The following is a 23454-nucleotide window of genomic DNA, read 5'->3' on the forward strand; positions in this document are numbered from 1 at the left end:
GAGCTAATACGAAAAGGGGCGAAAAAAGATGCAGCTTTCCTTCGATCATCTGGTTCATTTCGTGCACCGTCCCCCTGGAGAGGCTGCCCGGCTTTTTCAGGAAGCAGGCTTTCACGCTGTCGCGGGCGGACGTCATACCCATTGGGGAACATGGAACAGTCTCAGCTACTTGGGACTATCTTATGTGGAGTTTTTGGCGGTGGAGGAGGCAGCTGTCGCCAAGCAATCCGACAATCCGCTCATCCGGCAACTGGTCTGGGAGGCGAATCGCGGTGAGGGACTTGGGCAAATTGCCCTGCGCACTCGGCAAATGGACGCGTGGGTAGAGCGATTTCAGTCACTTGGTCTCAAAGTGACAGGGCCGGTAGCGGGCAGCCGCACGCGAGACGACGGGAAGATTTTGCAGTGGCGCATGCTGTTTGCCGAAGACCCGCACAGTGCGAGACAAATGCCGTTTCTGATTGAATGGAGCGAGACAGACGAGGAGCGCAAAGCCGATTTGACACAGCGCGGCATCATCGCTCCGCATCCAAATGGCGCGACGGAGCTGCAAGCGGTTGGTTATGCTGTTTCCGATCTGGAAGCGGCAGCAGCGGATTGGACGCGGTGGTTCGGCTTGCCGAGCCAAGCAGTGTTCGACGATGAGCAAATGGGCGCTCGTTGCCTGACGCTTGCTTTACCTGGCGGAAATATCGTGCTGTGTGAACCGCAGCAGGATGGATCGGCCAAGCGGATGCTGCAATCGCGCGGAGAGCGTCCTTTTTTTGCAAGAGTAGGCGCGGCAAAAGCGCTTCACGAATCGCACTCCATTTGTGGCGGGACGTACCTGATTTGAATTTGCTAGAAAGTAACGAGGGGCAAAGCAAGAAAATGGCGCAAAGGAGGCGAGCTTGTGACATCACCCAAGCATTCTTTGTCCGCTGCGGCGATTATCGTCAATGATCGCAACGAAGTGCTGCTGATCAAAGGGCCGAGACGGGGCTGGGAAATGCCCGGCGGAAAGGTGGAGCAAGGGGAGTCCATCCGCGAAGCAGCGATCAGGGAAACGAAGGAAGAATGCGGCTTGGACATTGAAGTGACGAAATTTTGCGGCGTGTTTCAAAATGTCAGCAAGTCGATCTGCAACGCCCTGTTTCTCGCCAGACCGATCGGCGGAAAACTAATCACAACGCCTGAGTGTCTGGAGTCGGGCTTCTTTCCGATCGAGGAAGCTTTGCAAAAGGTGACCTGGAGCAATTTCAGACAGCGCATCTCTTTATGTTTGCAGGAGGAAAAGCATCCGTTTTACGTGGAGTTTTAGGGCAAACGGGCAAGTGTAGGTCGTAGTGAAAAGAGCGGGCGAAATCAATCAGCAGGCAAAAAGCTGTCCGAACAGGGACGGCTTTTTTGTTTTGAGAAAAAAGTGAGTGTGTTTGCTCATTCACGGCGGGCCTTAGAGCTTTTTGCAACTGATTAGCCACATCGTTGAGTTTTTCCAAACGCACTTGACTGAATAACTGAATCATAGAAAAAAGAGCAACCCGTTCCCTTTGCGAAAAAAGGAATCAGGTTGCTCTTTCTTTTCTGCGACATCAACATCGCCGGCGATCAATGCGTTCCGAACGTCTTTTTCGTCAATTGGCGGTACATGTACAGCATGGCAATGCGCCACGGAACCAGCATGCCGAACGCCAGCAGGAAGAACAAGCCGCCTGTCTGGATCGGGGTGAAGCTGTCGTTGATCACCAGCTTGATAATCAGCCGGATGATCAGGAGTCCTGCCAAAATAAAGAAGAACGCACGGGAACGTTTGAGGTAAACGTCTTGACCGATGATCTCAAAGCGCGAAGTCATAATCAAGGGAATGGAGAAAATCAATCCGGTTACAAACGCCGCCAGATCGTACATCGGTGGCAGCGCCGCTTCCGGAAAGAAAAACATGGCAAAGCCAGTAGCCATGAAGAACGGCGGCAGGATAATGCTTTTTGCAGACACAGGCTTTTTTTGCCGGCGCATGCGCAAAAAGATGACCGCGGTTGCCATCACCAGCGGCACCAAAATGCCAAAGGATGAAGAAGTGAGTATCTGCATGGAAAAAACGCCTCCATAGACTTTCAACAATTTTTCAATGTTGTCTTGTCTAGTTTACACCAAATTGAGACGTATGGGGAAGCCGCAGACAGCGAAGCGGCATTTTTGCTAAGCCGCCGCTTCGTCGCTGGCCCGGACATCGAGCTTGTGTTTTTTGCTGTAGAGGAGCGTCAAGAGGCCGGACAAGAGCGTCAGCGAGCCGATAAACAGCAGGTAGCCGGTGATGCCGAGCAGGTCGAGACCGACCCCGGTAATCCCCAGCGCGAGCAGAAAACAGCCGCGGTCGAGCATGCTTTTGAAGGAAAAAAACCGTCCTTGCTGGTGGGCTGGCAAGCGCTTCTGAAAGATCGTCGCAATGACCGGAAAAAAGAAGGCGACGACCAAGCCAAACACGGAAAAGGAAGACAGCACCATCGCTTTGTTGTCTGCCATGGACATTCCGAATTGGGAAAGCGCGAAGAAAAACAGCATGAGCGTAGAGGCAGCGACCAGATTTTTGCCGCCGATCCACCGTTTGGCGAGCAGTCCGCCGATCAAAATGCTCGTGCCCTCGACCGCGTAAATCCAGCCCATGAGCTGCGGCTCGTTTTGCATCTCGCTCAAGTTGAGGATCATCAGATTGAGTCCGCCCAAAAACAACGTAATCAAACCGTTGTTGATCAATCCGACAAACAAGGCAGGGTCTTTGCGGGCAATCATCAGCACTTCGCGGAACTCCACTTTTTCCTTCATATTCCGCGAGGTAACGGGCGGAATCCGCAAAAACAAGGTGACGACCGCCAAAATCGCGTAGGCAATGATCGAGCAAATGTACAGCATGGGCAATTCCATGGAGACGACGAGCACACCCCCGAGAGCCGTTCCGCCAATGCGCGACAAGGTGGAAATATTCAAGTACGCACTGTTCGCTTTCAAAAGCTCATCTTTGCTCAAGATGGCAGGCAAGGAGGCTTGCACGGTCGGGAAGTAAAACGCCGCAGACACTTGCATGACGATCAGGGAGACGATCATCCAGAGAATGGAATCGTACGCGAGAGCGGGAAACATGAACACAGGGCTTAAAGTCCGGGCCATGCTGGCAAAGAGCATCACTTTTCCCTTGTCGTACATATCGATGACGACGCCCGCTTTCGGAGCCAACAGGATGCTTGCGATCAGACCGCTCATCAAAATCAGACCCTTCACGGTTTCGGAAGGGATCAGGCTCTGCATGAACGCCAGATTGGCAATGATGGAAATCCACATGCCTGCACCTGCGACAATCTCCCCTGTCATCAGCAAAAGAAAGGTTCGGTTGCGCCACAACATGAGAGCCACTCCATATCTTTTTGGTTTTTGACAAAAAAATGAACCGATCGAGTTTTTCAAAACGGTAAAACCCAGTATAGCATCTGCCCAAATATTTGTATATTTATTGACGCTGTATGTATGCTTCCTAGCAATAACGGGCAAATTACTGGAACAATGAGCGGCGATTACGCAAAAAAGGAGCTAATCGGCATGGCGCGAAAACGTACGCTGCTTCTGTTGATCGGGTATGGATTTGCTGCCACGCTTGCCATCTTTTACGGACTGGTAGAGCGGCACAGCTTGTTTGTTACGTTTGTTGCCTTCCATCTGGTCGTATGCGTGGGAATCCCCCTGCTGCACGGCTGGTGGGAGAAAAGTTTGCAGGAAAATTGGCAGTTGGCGTGGGGCCGGTTCGAAAAGCGGGGAGCGCTGTTTGGAATTGCGCTGGGCGTGCTGTTTTTTACGGGGATTCAGGCTGGATTGTGGTTGCTTTTGCAAGCGGAGGGCTTGCCTGCTGCTGTGCGGGCGGGTTTGGAATCGTGGGGGTTGAGCCGCAAATGGATCGGCTGGTTTGCCCTATACCTCGTGTTCGTGAACTCGTTGCTGGAAGAATTGTTTTGGCGAGGCTTTGTCCTGCAGCGGATGCTGCGTTCGCTTTCCCGTGCCGTCTCCGTGCTTTTGACCAGCTTTTTTTATACGCTCTATCATCTGATTGTCACGACAGCCTTGTTTGGCTTGTGGCGGGGCTTGCTGCTGACTAGCGCAGTATACGCGGCCGGGGTTATTTGGGGCTGGCTGAAAGGGCTGTTCCCATCGATATATCCTACCTGGTTCAGTCATTTGCTCGCAGATTTGGGGCTGGCTTTGGCGGTTGTTTTGTGGATTTACTAGCGGGAAGATAAGGGAAAGGAGAGAAAGCCATGCTGGCGCCACACGAAGAAGTCCAACTGCGCAAGCATCTGCTGGGCATCCTGCGGCAAAAGAATGAGCACGTCCAGCTTTACTTCGATACATATGGATTCACGCCAACAGGACCATTGCTCGCTTATTTGCGCTCGATCAAAGGGTGGGAAAATATTCGCCGCTCCGATCTGTGGCAAGTCGTGGAAAATGACCCGCAGCGGCAAATTGACTGGGATGGCGGCGTTTTGATTCGCGCCACCTACGGCTTTGCTTCAAGCCCAGTCCAGGCAGCAGGCCGACTCGCAGAGGTGGAGCCTCCAGCGCTTCTGTACTACGGCACGCACGAAAAGCTTGTTCGGCAAGTGCTCACGGGCGGACTTTTGCCCATCGCGAGTGACTTTGTGCAGCTTGCGCTCACGATCGAAGAGATCGGGATGCCGGAAGACACGCTCTCTGTGCTGACCGTGCAGGCGGCAGAGGCGAGGGCAACCGGCATCCGATTTTTCAAAGGGAGCGGAGCATTTTTGTACAGCGATGCGATTCCAGCCGCTTTTGTAACAGAAGAAGCGTATTAGTCCGCCGGATTGATCTGCTTTCCTTGGCGCAGTTGCAGTTGCCGCTCTCGTTCTGCGAGCACGTCGCTGCGGTCGCGCAACGTATGCTTGTTCAGCAAAAACGGATCGCTCATGTCGCTGTCGCGGTGCTCAGGCTGATTTTGCCGGGCACAAGCCGCTTTGTACGCGGATATCAGGTCTGCGGCCTGCATCGGCAAGGTAAGGCTGCGGTATGGCATGCCTTTTTGAATCTCATCCAGGCGCTCTGCCAGCAATCGCTGCAGGGCCATGCTGTCCAAGCCAAGGCGCTCGATCTCTTCATGGTGTTCTTTGACCAACGCGTGGGCGCTTGTAAGCATCTTGCTAGCGCCATTCAGGTTGCCGCGTCTGTGATGATACAGGCCCACGGCAACTTGGATCAGGCCGACCCACACAGGCTGGCGCTTTTCTGCTGGAGCACTCTTCCAATATTCTTCGAGAATCTCGTGACACTCGAAGTAGTCGCGTTCGACATGAAACTGAACCAGGTAGTCCAGATACGGCTCAGGATACATGGTGGACTTCACCTCGCTCTTTTTTGGGAAAAACGTCTCGATGTTTTTTCGCGAAAGCGGGTGCGCCGCTTGCGGTCAGTCAAACGATCAAGAGCGTTTTGTTTTCAACCGTTTCGTTATGTACTATTATAATGCATAGAGAAGAGAAATCGAGGTGTGAAACATTTTATGACAAGAGATGAACTCATGGCCGTCCTGGAAAAAAAGCGGATGACGGAAATTATCGAATTGATTGAGGATGCCGAGCAAGGCGATCTGGAAGAGCTGGAATTGGTGGAAAGCCTGGGACTGTTGATGGATCAGGAGCTGAACAAAGAAGTGATCAGTCTTCTGGAAAGCCTCGGGGTCACCATCATCTATTTGAGTGGCGATGAAGAAGATGAGGACGAAGCGGACGAAGACGACGAGAACTAAAAAGGAACCAACCTGGCTGTTTCAGCAAGGTTGGTTTTTTGATCGTGAGCGTGGGACTAGCGCCTACTTTTGGGTCCATACCCGGTTTTTGTTGCGTGTAGCGGGAAACTTTTGCCCTCTGTCCAGCTCGATGATCATCGGGTCTTGCACGCTGGCGCCAGTCTCCCCGATTTCCATGTACACGCCATTTTTCGGCGATTTGTCGCCTTCACGAAAACGGCTTTGTTCTCCCATCAGGGCACCTTCTTTCTCGTGATGTGTGATCAGCCTTAGTATTGCCGCGAAGGAACGGATCATGCCGACGGCTTCTATTGACGTTCGATTCGCAATTCATATACGATGTTTTCAATGATGGATGAAGAGGTGAATTCATGCTACGCCTGACCCTGCAAAAGGATTCGAATGTTTCGTACCACGAACAGATCTACCAACAAATTGCCTCCTCGATTCGCAGCGGAGAACTTCCGCCGAATGAACAGTTGCCGACAGTAAGGGAGCTTGCTGCGCAGCTGAAGGTCAATTACAACACGGTCCGCAGCGTTTATCTCCGCTTGCAGCAGGAAGGTATGGTGGACTCGCGACAGGGGCGAGGGACCATCGTCAGCAACATCGTCAACGATCCACTATTGACCCGCAATCCGGCGCATCTCGCCTTGCTGGCCAAAGAGACATTGCACAAAGTAAAGGCGATGGGGTACTCGATGGATGAGTTTACCCGCGTCCTCTCTTGTGTGATGCAGGAAATCAACCAGTTTCCCGTTTTGTTTCTGCGCTTCACCGAGCTGGAGCTTGCCGAATATTTGCGTCTGGTGCAATACCATCTTCCGAGTGTCATGCTGGAAGGGCGAACCTTCGAGGATTTTTCCCAGCGAGTCGAGCAGGACCCGAGCTTTTTGCAACAATACAAAGCGATTGTGACGCATCCTTCCGTGAATTTGCGCGCGAAGCATCGGCTGCCGCGCGAAGCCCCGCCAGTCGTCAGTCTCGACTTTATACCCGACCCGACAACGGTAATTCCCGCCATGGAAGCGTACCCCCGGCATACAAAAGTGGGGCTGGTCTGTGCTACCATTCGCGGGGCGGCAGGAATGATCAATGATTTGTACAATGCGGGCATTACCCATCTGGACATTCGCACGATCGAAGCGAATCATCCCGATGTGTTCGAGCTGATTACAAACTGCGATGTCGTGTATATTTCGAAGCCTGGCTATATGGTCAGGCCGCATTTGCTGACTTTGCCAAAAGTGAAGGAATACCAGGAAATTCCCGATCATCACGGAATCAACGAGCTGCGAAAAATTGTCACGCAATGATCGATTCATCCCCGCACTTATTCACTGGCCGCCTGCCAGAGCTTTTTTCTTCATACACATAGACAAAACCCCGCCGGCAGATGCTCTGTCGGCTTTGTTGTGCCAGGCAGGACACCCGCTGATTTTGGCTCAACAATAGACAAGTGTACCATGCCAATGCACCTTCACCTACATACCTTGTAGATGTAACGATCAGGAGGGGGTGAGGTTCATGGGTTGCGGATGCAGAAAGTCTCATTGCAAGTGCTACTACAAGAAGTGCTGCAAGAAGAAATACTACAAAAAACATTGCTACTACAAGCCTTACTACAAAATGGAATGTAAAACAGGTCGCGGTGGCTGCGGTCACCATCACCACCACGGTGAAAGCTGTGGACATGGCGGCGATTTTGGGTCCTCTTGGGGTGGACACAGTCACGGTGGCAAATATTAATAGCGAGGGAAGCGCCTTTTGGGCGCTTTTTTCGTTTTTTCGCAAGTTTCAAGCGAAGATATCGTACACTTACAGTAACGGGAATGGAATGGGGGAGAAAACGATGAATCATTTGAGCGGAAAAGACGAGCGAATGTGGGCCATGATTGTGCATCTGTCTGCTCTGGCAGGCTTTTTGATCCCTTTTGGCAATGTGCTGGGGCCGCTGGTTATTTGGCTGGTCAAGCGGGAAGAGGGCGAGTTTTTTCAAGAGCATGGGAAGGAAGCGCTCAATTTTGGCATCTCGATTACGATTTATGCCGCGATTTCCGGCTTGTTGCTGATTGTCTTTATCGGCGCGATCTTATTGACCGCCTTGTTCATTTTCTGGATCGTCTTCGTTGTCATCGCCGCCGTCCGGGCAAACGAGGGCAAATCGTACCGCTATCCGCTGACGCTGCGCTTTGTGAAATGAAGAGCAAAACGAGGGAACCGTTCCGTTGAGGGGCGGTTTTTTCGTAATTTTCTCGCAAAAAAGGCAGGGTGAATGACCATTCATCGCGAAAATAGGGGAGAAAGCAAGCGGAGCGTTTTCCTTGCGTTCGCACCACAACCACAAGAGCATTTCGCTCAATTTGCGGACAGAGGAAGGATTGCGCAAGCTACAGCGTCAAGGCGTTATTCCGGAAGCGTCCCAATAGAAAGGAGAAGTGAGAAGAATGGAACACACAGGACAGGCAGAAAGCCTTTTGGTGAAAAAAGAAGCGGGAGTCTGCACGATTACGCTCAATCGCCCGCATGTGCTGAATGCGCTGACAGTGGAGATGTTTTCCTTGCTGCAACAGGCGATTGCGGAGGCGGCGGATGATTCGGAGGTGGAAGTGCTCATTCTGCGGGGAGCGGGCGGTCATTTTTGCTCGGGAGCCGATTTGACCGTATTGACATCGCTGAGCGAGAAAAGCGAGGCAGATGACGCGCTTTCGGTGATCAACGATTTCATCACCCGGTTGAATCAGATGCCCAAGCCAGTCATTGCGGTCGTGGAAGGGGTAGCAGTCGGAGCGGGGCTGAACTTGGCGCTGCACGCGGATTTTGTCATCGCGGCGACAGATGCGGTCTTGCAAGAACCGTTTGTACAGATCGGACTGACGACGGACTTCGGCGGCACCTATTTGTTGCCACGGCTCGTCGGAACAGCTTGGGCGAAACGTCTTGCGTTGCTTGGCGAAAAAATTTCCGGGCAAACAGCCGAACAAATCGGTCTGATTTATCGAGCTGTGGAGCCTGCGCGGATCGAGCAGGAAGTGGAAGCACTGGTGTCCATGGTGCGCCGCTTGCCAAGCCAGGCTTACGCAGTTACGAAGGAAGGGCTGGGACGGTGCCAGTTTAACGGCCTGGAGTACGCGCTTGCCTGGGAAAAACAGCAGCAGCCGTCCTTGATTGCCCATCCCGAGTTCCAGTCGCTCGTTCGTGCCAAAAGGAAGCGGACGTAAGCTTTATTTTGGCAACGGGATTTTCAATTCGTGAATGCGCTGCCCTGATTCGGCGCTTTCTTCAAACAGGACGAGGACAGGCTCCTTCAGCTTGGAGGCGTCGAGGTTCAGGTTGATGCTGAACGTACCCCATGCTGGCCCACCCTGACTGGCGGTAACAAAACTGTCGGCCAATGTGGCGTCTCCATCTGTCACGACAAAGCGGACGGTCGCCTCGAATACGCGTGCTTCGCCTTTTACTGTGTATTGGCCCGCTCCCGTTTTCGTCACCGATATGTTGCGAAAGGACTCGTTCTCGTATTTGCCGCCTGATTCGCCAGCAGGTTGCTCCAGGGCAGTCGCAGACGCAAACAGCGGGGAGGCGGTCATACCGACGGACGCGGCAGCCAGCAAGGACAAGACGAGAAGCTTTTGGGGAAAACGCATGATATCCCCTTCCTTTTCCAGAAGTATGTGTCGTTTTTAAGATGGCGACCTGCCAGGTGTTTTATTCTGGAAAAGCAACGGTCCCAAAGGAAAAAGCTTTGGCTGTCAAAGGCCAAAGCTTTTTTCGCTTGCTAGGAGCCTGTCCGAAAAATCGGCAAAGTTTCGTATGTTTGTCCCAGGACGTTTTTATGAGCGCCGCCCAGATAGCCGTCGATCACGCTTGCATAAATGCTGCGAAAATGGCGATAAATCCGGGCGAAGTATTCGATTTCGTCGGCACTTGGCGCAGGCTTGTAAAAGGCGCGCAATACTTTTTCCGTCACAAAAACGGCCGTACGGGGATGAGCAAGCAGCAACTCGACAAGGGAGGCGAGCGATTCGAAGCTGCGGGGAGCCGGATCAGCAGTCACGAGCTGTTTGATCTCCGCTTGCAGGCCGGCTCCGCCCGTGTAGCTGCCAAATCCGGCTTTGTCGTACAGCCGCTTCACATTCTCATCCATACACAATCCTCACTCCTTTTCGCCTGATGGGTCCAAGCTTACAAAAAGGTGTGGGAAAAGAATGGGAAACGAAAGGAAAGAAAATCCGTTGAGCGTGGAATGATTCTGTGGTAAAGTAGTTGTATCAAGATCCTGCGATGTACGTAAGGCCGTAAATGTTTCTAACCTTATACGTGTTTTTCGGGAGACGAAAATTTGTGATGGATGTCAGGCCCACCTCCCTTTTGGGGATGCATGGGAAGGCTGAAGGGCAGACCAGTCACCCACCTGTGTGAGCGCAGGTTATAGAAACATGAGGTCAACGGCAAAGCGGGGACTTGAAAGCATGTAAAAGCAAAGATTTGCCGATAGCATGAAAAAACCACTTGGAGATTTCCAGGTGGTTTTTCTATGTCTTCTGTTGTCGACGAAACGATTTTCGCAGCATGGCGATCAATGAGTCGTTCTGTTTTGTTTGCCGGAACCGTGTCCCTGGCCTTGGTTTTGTCTGCGGCTCGACGAATCTTGTCCGTCTTGCTGATCGTTGTTGTTGACAATCGTCAAGCTTTGCTCCAGGGATTGAGAATCTTGAGCGTCCTGAAGGATTTGGTACATTTGCAGGAAGTTTGCTTTCTGGCCTTCGGGTATGCCTTTAATGCGCACGGTCAGTTCCTGTGGCCCGCCTTGCTGCCCTTGACCTTGCCCCTGCCCCTGGCTTTGCCCGCCCTGGCCGCTAGTGGAGCTTCCTTCCCCGGAGCTGGGCTGTTCGTCCAGAAAGCTGAGGAACATGGAGTCGCTATCTTGAAAATCCTGTCCACCGCCGCTTTGCGAATGCTGGTCGCCGCCACCGTTTTGTCCGCCACCACCGCCGCTGCCGCCTTGTCCACCGTTTTGCTGCTCAAACAATACGCTGAATTCGTTTAGATCAGTCTGGATGATGCCAATGACGTTCATCCTGATCCTCCTTCCAAAGTTGAAACCACGAAGATATGCTTCTTTGCTCTTAGTATGAGCTTAGCGGGTTTCGCTATGCGTGGAGGAAGCGTTCGCTTTCAACTGGCGGACGAGGGCTTCGTCCGGTGTGACGTACAAGGTGCGCTGTTGCTCGTAAATGACAAAGCCCGGCTTGGCGCCGCTCGGTTTTTTGACGTGCTTGATCAAGGTGTAGTCGACAGGAATTTGGCTGCCTTCTTTGGCGCGACTGAAATAGGCGGCCAGATTTGCCGCTTCCAGCAACGTTTGCTCGGAGTATTCCCGGGAGCGGATGACGACGTGAGAGCCGGGAATGTCCTTCGTATGCAGCCATGTCTCATGCGAAGCGGCCAGCTTGTTCGTCAAAAATTCGTTTTGCTTGTTGTTTTTTCCGACCAAAATTTCCGTTCCGTCTGTGGACACGTACGTTTCCAGCTCAGGGCGCGTATCTTTTTTCTTGCGCGGCCCGCGCTTTTTCCGATCGCGCATGTAGCCTTGCTCGACAAGCTCGTCGCGAATTTCTTCGGCTTCCTTTAGGCTGGCGTGCCCAAGCTGAACCAAAAGGCCGTCCAGGTAAAGAATTTCCGCTTTGGCCTGCTCGATTTGTTCACTGACGATTTGCAGGCTGTTTTTTGCCTTGTTGTAGCGCTTGTAGTACGCTTGCAGATTTTCGGACGGCGTCTTCAGCGGATCGAGCGGAATCGTGATGGTTCCGCCCGCTTCGTCGTACCAGTTGACCGTGACCAGCTCGGTGTCGCCGCGCTTCATTTGATGCATGTTGGCGGTAATCAGCTCGCCGAACAGGCGGAATTGGTCGGCGTCGTGCGCCTCCTGCAACGTTTGCTCCAGCTTTTCGATTTTCTTTTCATTTTTGTTGCGTTCACCAGTCACGAAGCGAATCAAGTCGTGGGCGCGCTGCTTGACCGTATCGCGCAGAGCTTTGCCTTCGTAGTACGCCTGCAAGCATGTCTGCACGGATGGGTACGGCGTTGTCGCGCCCGAGGCGAGGTGCGTCAGCTCGATTACGTGGAAGTAGGCTTTGCCAGCGTGTTCCACGATGGAAGGAGCGTATGCGTGCGCCTTGACTGCTTCCATGACCGCAGAAAAAGCTTCCCACAGCGTTTCCCGATTTGCCAGCTTCGCTCTGTGCACGATCTCTTTTGCCAAAAGCGGGCTGATTCCCGTATAGCCGTCGACGATCTGCTTGTCCAGGCGTCCGCTGTTCCAATCGATGGAGGAAATGAACTCTTGCTCGGTCGCAGCCAACGGGTCGCGCTTGTCTTGGCTCGGCGGGGAGACGTACGTCCTGCCGGGTGTGACCTGCCTGTACTGGCTGATCGCCAAGGTGACGTGCATCGCGCTGTCCAGAATCGTCCCGGTAGCCGGATCGATGAGAATGATGTTGCTGTGCTTGCCCATGATTTCCATGATAATGCGGCGGGTCGCCGTATCTCCCAGCTCGTCGCGGGTGCGGACGTCGATGTGGATGATCCGTTCCATGCCGATCTGCTCGATGGACTCGATTACGCCGCCTTCGCAATGCTTCCGCAGCAGCATGCAAAACATCGGGGCTTCCAGCGGATTTGTAAATTCTTCTGTCGTAATGTGAATCCGCGGGTACGTCGGGTTTGCCGAGAGCAGGAGCTTGACCGTTTCCCCCGGTGTCCGCACCTGCATGACAATATCGCTATGATGCGGTTGATGAATTTTGGAAATGCGTCCGCCGATACATTTATGTAATTCCCGTGTCAAGGCACGGGTCACTACGCCGTCAAATGCCACTATAGCTCACCTCTATCCTAAAAAATGCCGAGAAGGAAAAACGAATGGAAAAATGTTTGCCAGTCACAGTGTAGCATAAAGCGGGAGAGGGAGGAATCTTGTTGTCGCCTTGCGCCTTCGGTTGACACTGCCAAGAGTTGTCTCCTATAATAAATTAACGATTTTGCGTCTGTGGAAGTGAAAATGATGGTTAGAAGCATGACAGGTTATGGACGGCAAGAGGATAGCAGGGGAACTGCGCGTTTGACTGTGGAGATTCGCGCCGTCAATCATCGGTATTCCGAGATACAGGTACGACTGCCAAAAGCTTGGAGCATGCTGGAGGATCAGGTGCGCAAGCTGGTGAGCCAGTACGTCCGAAGAGGCCGTGTCGATGTGACCATCGCGATCGACGGAAAAAGCCAGGCGGCTTCTGCTATCGATATTGACTGGCAGATGGCCGAACAGCTTGTTTCGTTGTCGCGCACGATGGCTGAGCGCTTTTCACTGGAAAGTCCGCTTGGCGTCAAGGAGCTTTTGCTCTTCCCTGGCGTGATACATACAAAAGAAACGGCAGACGACCATGACGAAGTAGCCGAATGGCTGCTGGATCAGGTACGAACTGCGGCGATCGACTTGCTTTCCATGAAAGAGGCGGAAGGCAAGCAACTGTACGCTGATTTATCCAGTCGGCTCGCACAGATTCAAGCGTGGGTAGCGGAGCTTCAACAGTTGGCTCCTATGGGGATCGAGGAACATCGAACCCGCCTGCAGCAGCGTCTGGGGGAGTGGGCCAGCCAGGTTCCGTTTGAACTGGACCTTGCGCGTGTGGCTCAAGAGGTTGCCTTTTTCGCTGACAAGAGCGATATCAGCGAGGAGATTACCCGCCTGGAAAGTCATTGTCTCCAGTTTGCAAAGCAATTGACGGCAAGCGAAGCGATCGGGCGAAAGCTTGATTTTTTGCTCCAGGAAATGAACCGGGAAGCGAATACGATTGCTTCCAAGGCGAATTACTTGCCAATCGCGCACCTCGCTGTCGAGATCAAGACCGAGCTGGAGAAAATGAGAGAGCAAGTACAGAATGTCGAGTAGCATGAAAGGATGGGCTGGGCCGTTATGGCAATCAAGCTAATCAATATCGGGTTTGGCAATATTGTGAATGCCAACCGTATCATTTCCATTGTAAGTCCGGAATCTGCCCCAATCAAACGGATCATCCAGGAAGCGCGTGATCGCAATATGCTGGTGGATGCAACGTATGGGCGCCGGACGCGCGCTGTGATTATTACGGATAGCGATCACGTCATTTTGTCGGCGGTGCAGCCGGAAACGGTGGCGCAGCGACTGACGACGAAGGATGACGAATCGGACGAATAAAGTAGGAGTGTACACAATGAGCATGGTTGATCGCGGTCTCCTTTTGATTCTCTCCGGACCTGCGGGAGTGGGCAAAGGCACGGTATGCAAGGCGCTTCGGGAAAGAATGCCCGAGCTGGTGTATTCCGTCTCGGCTACCACACGTTCTCCGCGCCCGGGCGAGGTGGAAGGAGTCAATTACTTTTTCAAGACACAGGAAGAGTTCAAGCAAATGATTGAGCAAGACGCTCTTCTGGAGTGGGCAGAATACGTAGGGAACTTCTACGGCACGCCCCGCCAATTCGTGGATGAGATGCTGGACGAAGGACGCGATGTCATTCTGGAGATCGAAGTCCAGGGCGCGCTGCAAGTGAAGGAAAGCTTTCCGCAAGGGACGTTCCTGTTCCTCGCTCCGCCTGATTTGCACGAGCTGGAAAACCGGATCGTAGGACGGGGCACGGAGACAGAGGATGTTATCCGCAAGCGGATGGAAGTAGCCCGCGCGGAAATCGAGCTGATGGATCATTACGATTACGTCGTGGTCAATGATGTTATCGAGTCTGCCTGCGATCGCATTCAGGCTATTATTACAGCCGAGCATCTGAAAAAAGATCGCCAGGTTCACAAATATCGCAAATGGTTAAAGGAGGTTGAATAGATCATGTTGTATCCATCTATTGACGAATTGACTGCGAAAGCAGAAAGCAAGTACATTTTGGTGACTGTCGCTTCCAAACGCGCGCGCCAATTGCGCGAAAACAGCGAAATGCAGGTAGTCAGACCAAAATCCAAAAAGTTTGTAGGCGTGGCTCTCGAAGAGTTTATCTCCGACGAACTGGTGCACGAGTTTTTGGACGGACGTAAATAAGAGCTTACCTTTAAAAACAACCTCCAAGCAGGTTGTTTTTTTCGGATAGGGAAGAAGAGGGGGAGTTGCAGATGATGAATACGCTCTCGGGAAAACGAATCGTGCTCGGAGTCTGTGGCGGCATTGCGGCTTACAAGGCGGCGGCGCTGACAAGCAAGCTGACACAGGCAGGGGCACAAGTGCATGTCATTTTGACGGAAAACGCCTTGAAATTCGTTCAGCCGCTGACATTTCAAGCTTTGTCGCATCTGCCGGTCTACACCGATACGTTTACGGAGCCAGACCCGCACGTCATCAGCCACATTGAGCTGGCGGACAAGGCTGACCTCGTGCTGATCGCTCCTGCCACGGCCAATGTGATCGGCAAAATCGCGAACGGAATCGCAGATGACATGCTGACGACGACCTTGCTTGCAACCAAGGCCCCGGTGATGGTCGCACCCGCGATGAATGTCAATATGTATCACCATCCGGCGGTCGCGGCGAATATGGAAAAGCTCGCGTCTTTCGGCTATCGGTTCGTGGAGCCGGGGGTAGGCTTGCTGGCGTGCGGCTGGATCGGCAAAGGGCGTCTCGCTGAACCGGAGGAAATCGTCGAAGCGGTTCAACGCTTTTTTGCCCAAGCGGACGATCAAGCAGGAGCGGCGATCAAGCAGGACTTGCTGGACAAGCACGTACTGGTGACAGCAGGGCCAACCCGGGAAAAAATCGATCCGGTTCGCTACATTACCAACCACGCCTCCGGGAAAATGGGCTATGCCATTGCCGAAGCTGCGCGCGACCGGGGAGCGAAAGTGACGCTGATCAGCGGGCCGACTTCGCTTGCCCGTCCCGCTGGTGTCGAGTTCGTAGCGGTAGAATCGGTACAGGAGATGTTCGACGCGGTCATGGAGCATCTGCCGCAAAGCGATATCGTCGTGAAGTCGGCGGCTGTATCCGATTACCGTCCGAAAACGGTGCAGGAGCATAAAATGAAAAAGGGCGACGGTCCGTTTGTCTTGGAGCTGGACAAAGCGCCGGATATTTTGAAGACGATCGGCGAACGCAAAACGAAGCAGTTCGTGGTCGGGTTTGCTGCCGAGACGCAAGATGTCCTGCTGCATGCGCAGTCCAAACTCGAACGCAAAAATCTCGACATGATCGTGGCCAACAATGTCCTGCTGGAAGGGGCAGGAATGGGAAGCGACACGAATATCGTCACCCTTTTGACGCGGGAAGGCGAGCAAGTGGCGCTGGATAAACTGAGCAAGCGGGCGGTAGCTGACAAACTGTTTGATGCCGTGCTGTTGAAGCTGCAGCATAAGCCGCTGTCGGAGCTGTCATGATCGCTCAAGTGATTGTAGACGTGCCTGTCAATCGAACGAATCGGCCTTTTGACTACAAGGTACCGTCTTGGCTTAGTCCGCTCATCCGTGTGGGCAGCAGGGTAATCGTCCCGTTTGGCCCGCGCAAGCTGCAAGGGTATGTGACCGGAATTGTGGAACTAGCGGACGGAGAAATCGCGTCGTCCCGTTTGAAAGATGTGGAGCAAGTGCTCGACGATACGCCTCCGCTTAGCCCGGAACTGCTGGAGCTGGGCGAATGGATGTCCAAACAGTATTTGTGCCCGTGGGTGACTGCTGTTCAGGCGATGATTCCGGCTGTCCTGAAAGGAAAGTCGGAGAAATGGCTGGTCGCGACAGAGGCGTTGGATGCTGACGCATGCGGACAGTCGGGGCTTTTATGGGAACTGTCGCGAAAACGGCAACTTCCGCTGGCAGAGGTGGAAAAACAGTTTCCGGAGGAGTATTTGCTCGTTCCGGGCTGGATTTCCAGCGGACTTTTGGCGACGGAATACCAGGTGACGGATCGGATTACCCGCAAGCAGCAATCTTTTGTGCGCAGTTTGCTGGATGCATCCGGCCTGGAAGAAGCGATCCGCTCCTTGCCAGCGCGTGCCGAGCAGATGCGCCGAGCGCTCGAACTGTTTCGCATGCATGAGGGGCAAGCGTTTTCGACCCAGATGCTGCAAGCGGAGTACGGCATTAGCCGCGCGTCCTTGAAGAGTTTGGAGGCAAAAGGCATTCTCGTCATTGAGCAGGTGGAAGTGTACCGCGATCCATACGCCAATCGGCGCTTTTCCGAGAAGCCGAAGCCGGAATTTACCCCGCTCCAGCAGCAGGTTTTGGCACCGATTTTGCAATCTATAAAAATGGGGATTTACTCCTCGTACTTGCTGCACGGGGTTACGGGCAGCGGCAAGACAGAAGTGTACTTGGAGGCGATTGAACAGACGCTGGCAAAAGGGCGCGAGGCGATTTTTCTCGTTCCGGAAATTTCTTTGACGCCGCAGATGGTGGAGCGGTTCAAAGCGCGCTTCGGGGCCGATGTTGCCGTCCTGCACAGTGCCTTGTCCCAAGGGGAGCGGTACGACGAGTGGCGCAAAATCATTCGCAATCAAGTAAAAGTCGTGGTGGGCGCACGCTCGGCCATTTTTGCTCCTTTTCGCAATGTCGGCCTGATCGTGATCGACGAAGAACATGAAAGCTCCTACAAGCAAGAGGAGACACCTCGTTACCACGCGCGGGAGGTTGCGCTCTGGCGGGCGAAAAGAAACGATGCTGTCCTGATTATGGGAAGCGCGACTCCGGCTTTGGAGACGTATGCGCTGGCTACGCGTGGCCGCTACGGCCTGTTGCAAATGCCAGACCGCGTCGGAAATCGCCCGATGCCGCAGGTGCACGTCGTCGATATGCGCGAAGAGCTGCAAGTCGAGAATCGCTCGATGTTCAGCCGGAAGCTGCATGCGATGATTGCGGATCGTCTGCAAAAAGAGGAGCAGATGGTCATTTTCCTCAATCGCCGCGGCTTTTCCACGTTCGTCATGTGCCGTTCGTGCGGCTATACGATGCGCTGCATTCATTGCGACATCTCGCTTACCTACCATAAAACGAACCATACGGCGCGCTGCCACTACTGCGGCTACACGATCGCCCAGCCCACCCATTGCCCGGAATGCCAGAGCGAGCATATCCGCTTTTTCGGGACGGGAACGCAAAAAGTCGAAGCCGAGCTTGCCAAGCTGTTTCCAGGCATTCGCGTCATTCGCATGGATGTGGACACGACCTCGCGAAAAGGCGCACATGAGGAGCTGTTGAACAAATTCCGCAACGGACAGGGCGATGTGCTGCTGGGAACGCAAATGATCGCCAAAGGACTCGATTTTCCGCGGGTGACGCTGGCAGGCATTATCGCGGCGGACAGCTCGCTGCATTTGCCTGATTTTCGCGCGGCGGAAAAGACGTTCCAACTGCTGACCCAGGTAGGCGGACGCGCCGGTCGGCACGAACTGGAAGGCGATGTCGTCATCCAGACGTACACGCCGGAGCATTACAGCATCGTCCACGCCACCCGGCACGACTATCCGGCTTTTTATCACGATGAAATGTTGCAGCGCAGACGCACGGGATACCCTCCGTATTTCCGGCTGGTGCTGATCACGTTCAGCCATGAGGAAGTGCCTGTCGTAATACGCGGCGCCCACACCTTGGCAGACTTTTTGCGCCCGCGGCTTGCCCAAACGACGATCTTGCTTGGGCCTGTCGCTTCGCCCATCGCGCGCGTGAAGGATAGATTTCGCTTTCAGATCATGCTAAAATATCGGGATGAACCGCAACTGTCTGACTTGCTTGCTCAGGCGACAGCGGCATTTGAAGAATGGAACAAACAGCAGAAAGTATTGATGACGATTGACGTCGATCCATACGTATTGCTTTAGGGAGGATATGATTCACATGGCGATTCGCACAATTGTAAAACATCCAGATCCGATTTTGCGTGAAAAAGCGATCAAAGTGACCAAGTTCAATTCGAACCTGCACAAGCTTTTGGACGATATGGCTGACACGATGTACGATGCAGACGGCGTAGGTCTGGCTGCACCGCAAGTAGGGATTTCCAAGCGCGTGATTGTGATGGACTGCGGAGACGGACTGATCGAAATCGTCAACCCGGAAATCGTCGAGCACAAAGGCGAGCAGTTTGACTATCCGGAAGGCTGCCTGAGCATCCCGGGACTGCGCGGAGACGTTCGCCGCCACAAATGGATCAAGCTGCACGGGCAAGACCGCTTCGGAAACGAGATCGAGCTGGAGGCAGACGATCTTTTGTCCCGTTGCGCCCAGCATGAGATCGACCACTTGAACGGCGTCCTGTTCATCGATGTAGCCGACAAGGTGTATCAGGTGAACCCGGAAGAGGAAGGGGAATAATCGATTTGAAAGATGCTCGCATCCTGTTTATGGGTACGCCTGACTTCGCGGTGTCGAGCCTGAATGCGCTCATCGAAGCAGGCTATAACGTGATTGGAGTCGTTACGCAACCGGATCGTCCCGTAGGACGCAAGCAAGTGCTGACGCCGCCCCCCGTCAAGGAGGCGGCTTTGCGTCATGGACTTGCTGTGTTGCAGCCGGAAAAAATCAAGGCGGAAGAAGCTTTGGAAGAAGTGCTCGCGCTGTCTTTTGATCTGATTGTCACGGCGGCATACGGGCAAATTTTGCCGAAGCGCTTGCTGGATGCTCCGCGCTTTGGCTGCATCAACGTGCACGCTTCGCTTTTGCCGAAATATCGCGGTGGCGCGCCGATTCACAAATCAATCGTCGACGGCGAAGCCGAGTCCGGCGTGACGATCATGTACATGGTAGAAGCGCTCGATGCGGGAGATATGCTGTCCAAGGTCGTAGTGCCGATCGAGGAGCGCGATACGGTCGGGCTGTTGCATGACAAGCTGGCGGTAGCGGGTGCCCAGCTTTTGCTGGAGACGGTGCCTCGTTTGCTGGCCGGAGAGATTCAGCCGGAAGCGCAAGACCATTCGGCAGCGACATTTGCCCCGAACATCAAGCGGACGGATGAAAAAATCGACTGGACGAAAACCGCTACGCAAATCTACAACCAGGTGCGCGGCTTGAACCCGTGGCCTGTCGCCTTCACGACTTGCGAAGGCAAAGTGTGGAAGCTGTGGTGGGTGGAAAAAAGGCTGGAGGCTGGCGGCGGATACGAGCCGGGCACGATTATCGCCCGCGAAGAGGACGGATTGGTCATCGCCTGCGGAAGCGGCGCGGTAAAAGTAACCGAGTTGCAGCCAGAAGGCAAAAAACGGATGAGTGCTCTCGACTTTTTGCGCGGAGCGGGCAGCAGCATTGAAATCGGCACAAAGGTAGGAGAATAGTCCGTGGCAAAAAAGGGAGCAAGAGATATTGCGCTAGACGTTTTGAATCGGGTAGAGGAGCATAAGTCGTACAGCAATCTGGAGCTGAGAGGCGTTCTGGATCGCGCGCAGCTCAGTGCGGCGGATACGGGATTGGTGACCGAGCTGGTATACGGGACGATCCAGCGCAAGCTGACACTCGATCATGTTTTGTCCCATTTTGTCGGGAACAAAAAGCTGCAGATGTGGGTGCGCAACTTGCTTCGTCTGAGTTTGTACCAAATTCGTTTCCTCGACCGCATTCCAGAGCGCGCCGCTGTTCACGAGGCTGTAGAAATGGCCAAGCGTCGCGGACATCAAGGGATTGCCTCGATGGTGAACGGGGTTTTGCGCAATGTACTGCGCCAGCCGGATGTGTGGGAGCGTTTGCCAAAAGGCGACCGCGCCGCACAAATTTCCGTTGCGCATTCCCATCCGGAATGGCTCGTCCGCGAGTGGCTGAAAGTGTACGGCGAAGAAGCGACGATCGCGATTTGCGAAGCCAACAACCGCACGCCGCACAGCTCGATCCGCAGCAACTCGCTGAAAACAACGGTCAGTGAACTGCTGGACAAGCTTGCGCAAGAGGAAGCGGTAGCGCAGCCGTCTGCCCTGAGCCCGCAAGCGATCGTGGTGGCTGGCGGACACGTGGCCGGATCGCGTTTGTTCCGGGAAGGGTTTTTTACGATCCAAGATGAAAGCTCGATGCTGGTTGCCCCTGCACTCGCTGCCAAGCCAGGCATGCGCGTGCTCGATGCATGTGCGGCTCCGGGCGGCAAGACGACGCATATAGCGGAGCTGATGGAAAATCGCGGACAAATTATCGCCAGCGATTTGCATCCGCACAAGCGCGAGCTGATTGCCCAAACCGCCAAGCGGCTGGGGATCACGATTATCGAGCCGATTACAAGCGACGCGCTCGATTTGCCAGACAGAGGACTCGGGACATTTGACCGGATTTTGCTGGATGCACCGTGCTCCGGTTTTGGCGTCATCCGGCGCAAGCCCGACTTGAAGTGGAACAAAACACCCGAGGACGTGCGGGCGATTGCCCAGCTCCAGTACGAGCTGCTCAAGGCATTGGCTCCGATGCTTGCGCCAGAAGGTGTGCTCGTCTACAGTACGTGCACGATTGAGCCAAAGGAAAACCAGGAAATTGTCCAGCGCTTCGTCAAAGAGCACCCGGAGTTTGTTTTGGATGATACGCTTGGGCAAGACTTGCCTGACGCCGTTCGCAATCAAGTGGACGAGTCTGGTGCCTGCGTGCAGATTTTGCCTCAGCATTTTGACAGTGACGGCTTCTTTATCGCGCGATTGAAACGAAAAGGATAGCAAGGGAGGGGTGGCGTGCCAATTGCGGAAAATGCCACTCCTTTGCCTTTGTTTGCGCATGTGCGGATTGGTTTACACTAGGAAAAGGGACGCATTTCTGAAATGGATGCCAAAACCGTTTGAAGCGTGACGCGTGGCGAGGTACAATGATAGAATGATAATTTGTGCAAGCAATGATTTTGAGGATGTGGAAAAGAAATGCCATTCACGACATTTACAAGCGCTAAGCCGCTTATTTACAGCTTGACCCAAGACGAAATGAAAGAGTGGCTCATCAGCGTAGGTGACAAGGCTTTTCGCGCCCAGCAAATTTTTGACTGGCTGTACGTAAAGCGTGTGACTTCCTTTGATGAGATGAGCAACCTGTCCAAAGACTTGCGGCAGAAGCTTGCTGAGACATTCCGTCTGGACTCTTTGACAGAAATTACGCACCAGCAATCAACGGATGGCACAATCAAGTTTTTGTTCCAGCTCGTTGACGGGCACGCAATCGAAACGGTCATCATGCGCCACAGCTACGGAAACAGCATCTGTGTGACGACGCAGGTCGGATGCCGGATCGGCTGCACGTTCTGCGCCTCCACGCTCGGCGGATTGAAGCGCAACTTGGATGCAGGCGAGATCGTTTCCCAGGTGCTGATGGCCCAGCGCAGACTGGATGCCGATGGGGAACGCGTCAGCCACGTCGTAGTGATGGGGATTGGCGAACCGTTCGAGAACTTCGAGAGCTTGATGGCTTTTCTGTCCATCATCAACGACAACCGCGGGCTGAACATCGGCGCTCGTCACATTACCGTTTCTACCAGTGGGATCGTGCCGAAGATTTACGAGTTTGCCGAACGCGGCGGACAAGTCAATCTCGCTATTTCCTTGCACGCTCCGAATACAGAGCTGAGAAGCAAGCTGATGCCGATCAACCGCGGCTTCCCGCTTGACAAGCTGATGGAGGCGTGCCGTCATTACATCAACAAAACGGGCCGCCGGATCAGCTTCGAGTACGGTCTGTTCGGAGGCAAAAACGATCAGCCTGAACACGCCGAAGAGCTGGCGGAGCTGATTGGAGACATGCTGTGCCACGTCAACCTGATTCCGGTCAACTACGTGCCGGAGCGCGACTACGTGCGCACGCCGCGCAACGAAATTTTTCAGTTCAAACGCATCTTGGATGAAAAGGGAATCAATGTGACCATCAGACGCGAGCAAGGCAGCGATATCGCCGCTGCCTGCGGTCAGCTGAGGGCACAACACGCTAAAGAAACCGTGGGGTGAAGCCATGGAAATCGCGATGAAATCCCATGTCGGCCGCGTCCGCCAGGTAAATGAGGACTACTATGCCTGTGTTGCCGATCTGAACGGACGCGTGCTGGCCATTGTTGCAGACGGTATGGGCGGGCATCAGGCTGGAGACATTGCCAGCCGCCTTGCCGTTGAGCGAATAGTAAAAGAACTGCGGCACCTGGATGGACAGCTTGACGCGGAAGATGCGCGCGAGCAGTTGATGAATGCTGTCCTGGCCGCGAATAAAGAAGTGTACGATTACGCTTTGAATCATCCGGAGTGCAGCGGGATGGGAACGACAGTAGTGGCCGCGCTGCTTGGCGAAACATCTGTCATTACGGCCCATATTGGCGACAGCCGCCTGTACGTGTACAACGCAGACGGACTGGTCATGAAAACAGAGGACCACTCTCTTGTGAACGAGCTTTTGAAAAGCGGACAAATCACGGAAGAGGAAGCTTCTGTCCATCCACACCGAAACGTCATTATGCGTTCGCTCGGCACCGAGCCGGATGTGTTGATTGATCTGGGGCACTTTGAATGGGCGAAGGGCGATATCGTCCTCATTTGCTCAGACGGCCTCAGCAACAAGGTAGCCCATGCCTCTTTGGAAAATTGGTTGCAGAAACAGATATCGTTGCAAGCGAAAGTGGACGGTCTGGTGCAAGAAGCGCTGGAAGCCGGTGGGGAAGACAACATTACGCTGGTCGCTGTCCAAAAAAAGCTTGACGTCGGTCAGAAAGAGGGGTGAG

Annotated in this window: 27 protein-coding genes and 1 other RNA gene; 20 read left to right on the top strand and 8 right to left on the bottom strand. The window is 53.8% G+C overall.

Annotation, left to right across the window (positions count from 1 at the left end; all coding sequences use genetic code 11):
* Positions 1–28 precede the first annotated feature (28 nt).
* Both EDM60_RS17130 and EDM60_RS17135 read left to right on the top strand, forming a co-directional pair.
* Positions 29–835 (top strand): VOC family protein, encoded by an 807-nt coding sequence (locus tag EDM60_RS17130; protein WP_122965063.1) that lies wholly within the window; start codon positions 29–31, stop codon positions 833–835.
* Positions 836–892: 57 nt separating this feature from the next.
* Positions 893–1300 carry an NUDIX hydrolase gene (locus EDM60_RS17135; RefSeq protein ID WP_122965064.1) on the top strand — a complete coding sequence of 136 codons (408 nt, stop codon included), beginning with the start codon at positions 893–895 and terminating at the stop codon, positions 1298–1300.
* Positions 1301–1587: 287 nt separating this feature from the next.
* Here EDM60_RS17135 and EDM60_RS17140 read toward each other — a convergent pair whose 3' ends face one another.
* Together EDM60_RS17140 and EDM60_RS17145 are read right to left on the bottom strand one after the other, a co-directional pair.
* Positions 1588–2070 (bottom strand): CcdC family protein, encoded by a 483-nt coding sequence (locus EDM60_RS17140; protein WP_063229897.1) that lies wholly within the window; start codon positions 2068–2070, stop codon positions 1588–1590.
* 108 nt (positions 2071–2178) lie between these two features.
* The gene (locus EDM60_RS17145) at positions 2179–3378 is read right to left on the bottom strand and encodes an MFS transporter (RefSeq protein WP_122965065.1); all 1200 of its coding nucleotides are present in this window, start codon (positions 3376–3378) and stop codon (positions 2179–2181) included.
* Positions 3379–3570: 192 nt separating this feature from the next.
* On the opposite strand from EDM60_RS17145, the gene EDM60_RS17150 reads away from it, so the two are divergent.
* Both EDM60_RS17150 and EDM60_RS17155 read left to right on the top strand, forming a co-directional pair.
* Entirely contained in the window at positions 3571–4251 is a 681-nt protein-coding gene (locus EDM60_RS17150; RefSeq protein ID WP_122965066.1) for a CPBP family intramembrane glutamic endopeptidase, read from the top strand.
* 29 nt (positions 4252–4280) lie between these two features.
* Positions 4281–4838 (top strand): RNA 2'-phosphotransferase, encoded by a 558-nt coding sequence (locus tag EDM60_RS17155; RefSeq protein WP_122965067.1) that lies wholly within the window; start codon positions 4281–4283, stop codon positions 4836–4838.
* Here EDM60_RS17155 and EDM60_RS17160 read toward each other — a convergent pair.
* Positions 4835–5371 (bottom strand): DUF309 domain-containing protein, encoded by a 537-nt coding sequence (locus EDM60_RS17160; RefSeq protein WP_122965068.1) that lies wholly within the window; start codon positions 5369–5371, stop codon positions 4835–4837. The genes EDM60_RS17155 and EDM60_RS17160 overlap by 4 nt on opposite strands.
* Before the next feature lie 168 nt (positions 5372–5539).
* On the opposite strand from EDM60_RS17160, the gene EDM60_RS17165 reads away from it, so the two are divergent.
* Positions 5540–5785 (top strand): hypothetical protein, encoded by a 246-nt coding sequence (locus tag EDM60_RS17165; protein WP_122965473.1) that lies wholly within the window; start codon positions 5540–5542, stop codon positions 5783–5785.
* 63 nt (positions 5786–5848) lie between these two features.
* Here EDM60_RS17165 and EDM60_RS17170 read toward each other — a convergent pair whose 3' ends face one another.
* On the bottom strand, positions 5849–6019 hold the full coding sequence (locus EDM60_RS17170; protein ID WP_083955748.1) for a YjzC family protein: 171 nt from the start codon (positions 6017–6019) through the stop codon (positions 5849–5851).
* Between the two features lie 137 nt (positions 6020–6156).
* Here EDM60_RS17170 and EDM60_RS17175 point away from each other — a divergent pair, with 137 nt between their 5' ends.
* The 3 genes from EDM60_RS17175 to EDM60_RS17185 all read left to right on the top strand — a co-directional run bounded on the left by EDM60_RS17175 (position 6157) and on the right by EDM60_RS17185 (position 9006).
* Positions 6157–7101, top strand: coding sequence for a GntR family transcriptional regulator (locus EDM60_RS17175; RefSeq protein WP_122965069.1), 945 nt, complete (start codon positions 6157–6159; stop codon positions 7099–7101).
* A gap of 536 nt (positions 7102–7637) precedes the next feature.
* Positions 7638–7988, top strand: a complete 351-nt coding sequence (locus EDM60_RS17180; protein WP_122965474.1) for a DUF4870 domain-containing protein — start codon at positions 7638–7640, stop codon at positions 7986–7988.
* 244 nt (positions 7989–8232) lie between these two features.
* A complete protein-coding gene (locus EDM60_RS17185; protein WP_122965070.1) occupies positions 8233–9006 on the top strand; it encodes an enoyl-CoA hydratase/isomerase family protein in 774 nt (257 codons plus the stop codon).
* Between the two features lie 3 nt (positions 9007–9009).
* Here EDM60_RS17185 and EDM60_RS17190 read toward each other — a convergent pair whose 3' ends face one another.
* Together EDM60_RS17190 and EDM60_RS17195 are read right to left on the bottom strand one after the other, a co-directional pair.
* Entirely contained in the window at positions 9010–9432 is a 423-nt protein-coding gene (locus tag EDM60_RS17190) for a Gmad2 immunoglobulin-like domain-containing protein (RefSeq protein ID WP_122965071.1), read from the bottom strand.
* Positions 9433–9563: 131 nt separating this feature from the next.
* Positions 9564–9932 (bottom strand): hypothetical protein, encoded by a 369-nt coding sequence (locus EDM60_RS17195; protein WP_122965072.1) that lies wholly within the window; start codon positions 9930–9932, stop codon positions 9564–9566.
* 126 nt (positions 9933–10058) lie between these two features.
* Here EDM60_RS17195 and ssrS point away from each other — a divergent pair.
* Positions 10059–10252: non-coding RNA, 6S RNA (ssrS, locus tag EDM60_RS17200), on the top strand.
* A 112-nt stretch (positions 10253–10364) separates the two neighbouring features.
* On the opposite strand, the gene EDM60_RS17205 is transcribed toward ssrS, so the two are convergent.
* Positions 10365–10865 carry a hypothetical protein gene (locus tag EDM60_RS17205; RefSeq protein WP_122965073.1) on the bottom strand — a complete coding sequence of 167 codons (501 nt, stop codon included), beginning with the start codon at positions 10863–10865 and terminating at the stop codon, positions 10365–10367.
* A gap of 60 nt (positions 10866–10925) precedes the next feature.
* Positions 10926–12665 (bottom strand): Rqc2 family fibronectin-binding protein, encoded by a 1740-nt coding sequence (locus EDM60_RS17210; RefSeq protein WP_122965074.1) that lies wholly within the window; start codon positions 12663–12665, stop codon positions 10926–10928.
* Positions 12666–12851: 186 nt separating this feature from the next.
* On the opposite strand from EDM60_RS17210, the gene EDM60_RS17215 reads away from it, so the two are divergent.
* From EDM60_RS17215 to EDM60_RS17265, 11 genes are all read left to right on the top strand, one after another.
* The gene (locus tag EDM60_RS17215) at positions 12852–13736 is read left to right on the top strand and encodes a YicC/YloC family endoribonuclease (RefSeq protein WP_122965075.1); all 885 of its coding nucleotides are present in this window, start codon (positions 12852–12854) and stop codon (positions 13734–13736) included.
* A gap of 24 nt (positions 13737–13760) precedes the next feature.
* Positions 13761–14021: an extracellular matrix/biofilm regulator RemA gene (gene remA / locus EDM60_RS17220; protein WP_015891999.1), complete on the top strand. Its 261-nt coding sequence runs from the start codon at positions 13761–13763 to the stop codon at positions 14019–14021.
* Positions 14022–14037: 16 nt separating this feature from the next.
* On the top strand, positions 14038–14658 hold the full coding sequence (gene gmk / locus EDM60_RS17225; RefSeq protein WP_122965076.1) for a guanylate kinase: 621 nt from the start codon (positions 14038–14040) through the stop codon (positions 14656–14658).
* A gap of 3 nt (positions 14659–14661) precedes the next feature.
* A complete protein-coding gene (rpoZ, locus tag EDM60_RS17230; protein WP_063229880.1) occupies positions 14662–14868 on the top strand; it encodes a DNA-directed RNA polymerase subunit omega in 207 nt (68 codons plus the stop codon).
* A 74-nt stretch (positions 14869–14942) separates the two neighbouring features.
* Positions 14943–16193: a bifunctional phosphopantothenoylcysteine decarboxylase/phosphopantothenate--cysteine ligase CoaBC gene (gene coaBC, locus EDM60_RS17235; RefSeq protein WP_122965475.1), complete on the top strand. Its 1251-nt coding sequence runs from the start codon at positions 14943–14945 to the stop codon at positions 16191–16193.
* Entirely contained in the window at positions 16190–18625 is a 2436-nt protein-coding gene (priA, locus tag EDM60_RS17240; RefSeq protein ID WP_122965077.1) for a primosomal protein N', read from the top strand. The genes coaBC and priA overlap by 4 nt, the downstream gene beginning before the upstream one ends.
* A gap of 16 nt (positions 18626–18641) precedes the next feature.
* The gene (gene def / locus EDM60_RS17245; protein ID WP_063229878.1) at positions 18642–19118 is read left to right on the top strand and encodes a peptide deformylase; all 477 of its coding nucleotides are present in this window, start codon (positions 18642–18644) and stop codon (positions 19116–19118) included.
* A gap of 5 nt (positions 19119–19123) precedes the next feature.
* Positions 19124–20074: a methionyl-tRNA formyltransferase gene (fmt, locus tag EDM60_RS17250; RefSeq protein ID WP_122965078.1), complete on the top strand. Its 951-nt coding sequence runs from the start codon at positions 19124–19126 to the stop codon at positions 20072–20074.
* A 3-nt stretch (positions 20075–20077) separates the two neighbouring features.
* Positions 20078–21424 carry a 16S rRNA (cytosine(967)-C(5))-methyltransferase RsmB gene (rsmB, locus tag EDM60_RS17255; protein WP_122965079.1) on the top strand — a complete coding sequence of 449 codons (1347 nt, stop codon included), beginning with the start codon at positions 20078–20080 and terminating at the stop codon, positions 21422–21424.
* Positions 21425–21622: 198 nt separating this feature from the next.
* Complete coding sequence (rlmN, locus tag EDM60_RS17260) at positions 21623–22693, top strand: dual-specificity RNA methyltransferase RlmN (protein ID WP_122965080.1); 1071 nt, start codon at positions 21623–21625, stop codon at positions 22691–22693.
* 4 nt (positions 22694–22697) lie between these two features.
* Positions 22698–23453: a Stp1/IreP family PP2C-type Ser/Thr phosphatase gene (locus EDM60_RS17265; protein ID WP_122965081.1), complete on the top strand. Its 756-nt coding sequence runs from the start codon at positions 22698–22700 to the stop codon at positions 23451–23453.
* Position 23454 lies beyond the last annotated feature (1 nt).

The sequence above is a fragment of the Brevibacillus parabrevis genome, from assembly GCF_003710905.1.
GTDB lineage: Bacteria > Bacillota > Bacilli > Brevibacillales > Brevibacillaceae > Brevibacillus > Brevibacillus parabrevis.

Bases quoted from the DNA above. Each gene is read 5' to 3' on its own strand.
- EDM60_RS17130 (WP_122965063.1), top strand. From the start codon at position 29: ATGCAGCTTTCCTTCGATCATCTGGTTCATTTCGTGCACCGTCCCCCT.
- EDM60_RS17140 (WP_063229897.1), bottom strand. From the start codon at position 2,070: ATGCAGATACTCACTTCTTCATCCTTTGGCATTTTGGTGCCGCTGGTG.
- EDM60_RS17145 (WP_122965065.1), bottom strand. From the start codon at position 3,378: ATGTTGTGGCGCAACCGAACCTTTCTTTTGCTGATGACAGGGGAGATT.
- EDM60_RS17150 (WP_122965066.1), top strand. From the start codon at position 3,571: ATGGCGCGAAAACGTACGCTGCTTCTGTTGATCGGGTATGGATTTGCT.
- EDM60_RS17155 (WP_122965067.1), top strand. From the start codon at position 4,281: ATGCTGGCGCCACACGAAGAAGTCCAACTGCGCAAGCATCTGCTGGGC.
- EDM60_RS17160 (WP_122965068.1), bottom strand. From the start codon at position 5,371: ATGTATCCTGAGCCGTATCTGGACTACCTGGTTCAGTTTCATGTCGAA.
- EDM60_RS17165 (WP_122965473.1), top strand. From the start codon at position 5,540: ATGACAAGAGATGAACTCATGGCCGTCCTGGAAAAAAAGCGGATGACG.
- EDM60_RS17170 (WP_083955748.1), bottom strand. From the start codon at position 6,019: ATGGGAGAACAAAGCCGTTTTCGTGAAGGCGACAAATCGCCGAAAAAT.
- EDM60_RS17175 (WP_122965069.1), top strand. From the start codon at position 6,157: ATGCTACGCCTGACCCTGCAAAAGGATTCGAATGTTTCGTACCACGAA.
- EDM60_RS17180 (WP_122965474.1), top strand. From the start codon at position 7,638: ATGAATCATTTGAGCGGAAAAGACGAGCGAATGTGGGCCATGATTGTG.
- EDM60_RS17185 (WP_122965070.1), top strand. From the start codon at position 8,233: ATGGAACACACAGGACAGGCAGAAAGCCTTTTGGTGAAAAAAGAAGCG.
- EDM60_RS17190 (WP_122965071.1), bottom strand. From the start codon at position 9,432: ATGCGTTTTCCCCAAAAGCTTCTCGTCTTGTCCTTGCTGGCTGCCGCG.
- EDM60_RS17195 (WP_122965072.1), bottom strand. From the start codon at position 9,932: ATGGATGAGAATGTGAAGCGGCTGTACGACAAAGCCGGATTTGGCAGC.
- EDM60_RS17205 (WP_122965073.1), bottom strand. From the start codon at position 10,865: ATGAACGTCATTGGCATCATCCAGACTGATCTAAACGAATTCAGCGTA.
- EDM60_RS17215 (WP_122965075.1), top strand. From the start codon at position 12,852: ATGGTTAGAAGCATGACAGGTTATGGACGGCAAGAGGATAGCAGGGGA.
- remA (WP_015891999.1), top strand. From the start codon at position 13,761: ATGGCAATCAAGCTAATCAATATCGGGTTTGGCAATATTGTGAATGCC.
- gmk (WP_122965076.1), top strand. From the start codon at position 14,038: ATGAGCATGGTTGATCGCGGTCTCCTTTTGATTCTCTCCGGACCTGCG.
- rpoZ (WP_063229880.1), top strand. From the start codon at position 14,662: ATGTTGTATCCATCTATTGACGAATTGACTGCGAAAGCAGAAAGCAAG.
- coaBC (WP_122965475.1), top strand. From the start codon at position 14,943: ATGAATACGCTCTCGGGAAAACGAATCGTGCTCGGAGTCTGTGGCGGC.
- priA (WP_122965077.1), top strand. From the start codon at position 16,190: ATGATCGCTCAAGTGATTGTAGACGTGCCTGTCAATCGAACGAATCGG.
- def (WP_063229878.1), top strand. From the start codon at position 18,642: ATGGCGATTCGCACAATTGTAAAACATCCAGATCCGATTTTGCGTGAA.
- rlmN (WP_122965080.1), top strand. From the start codon at position 21,623: ATGCCATTCACGACATTTACAAGCGCTAAGCCGCTTATTTACAGCTTG.
- EDM60_RS17265 (WP_122965081.1), top strand. From the start codon at position 22,698: ATGGAAATCGCGATGAAATCCCATGTCGGCCGCGTCCGCCAGGTAAAT.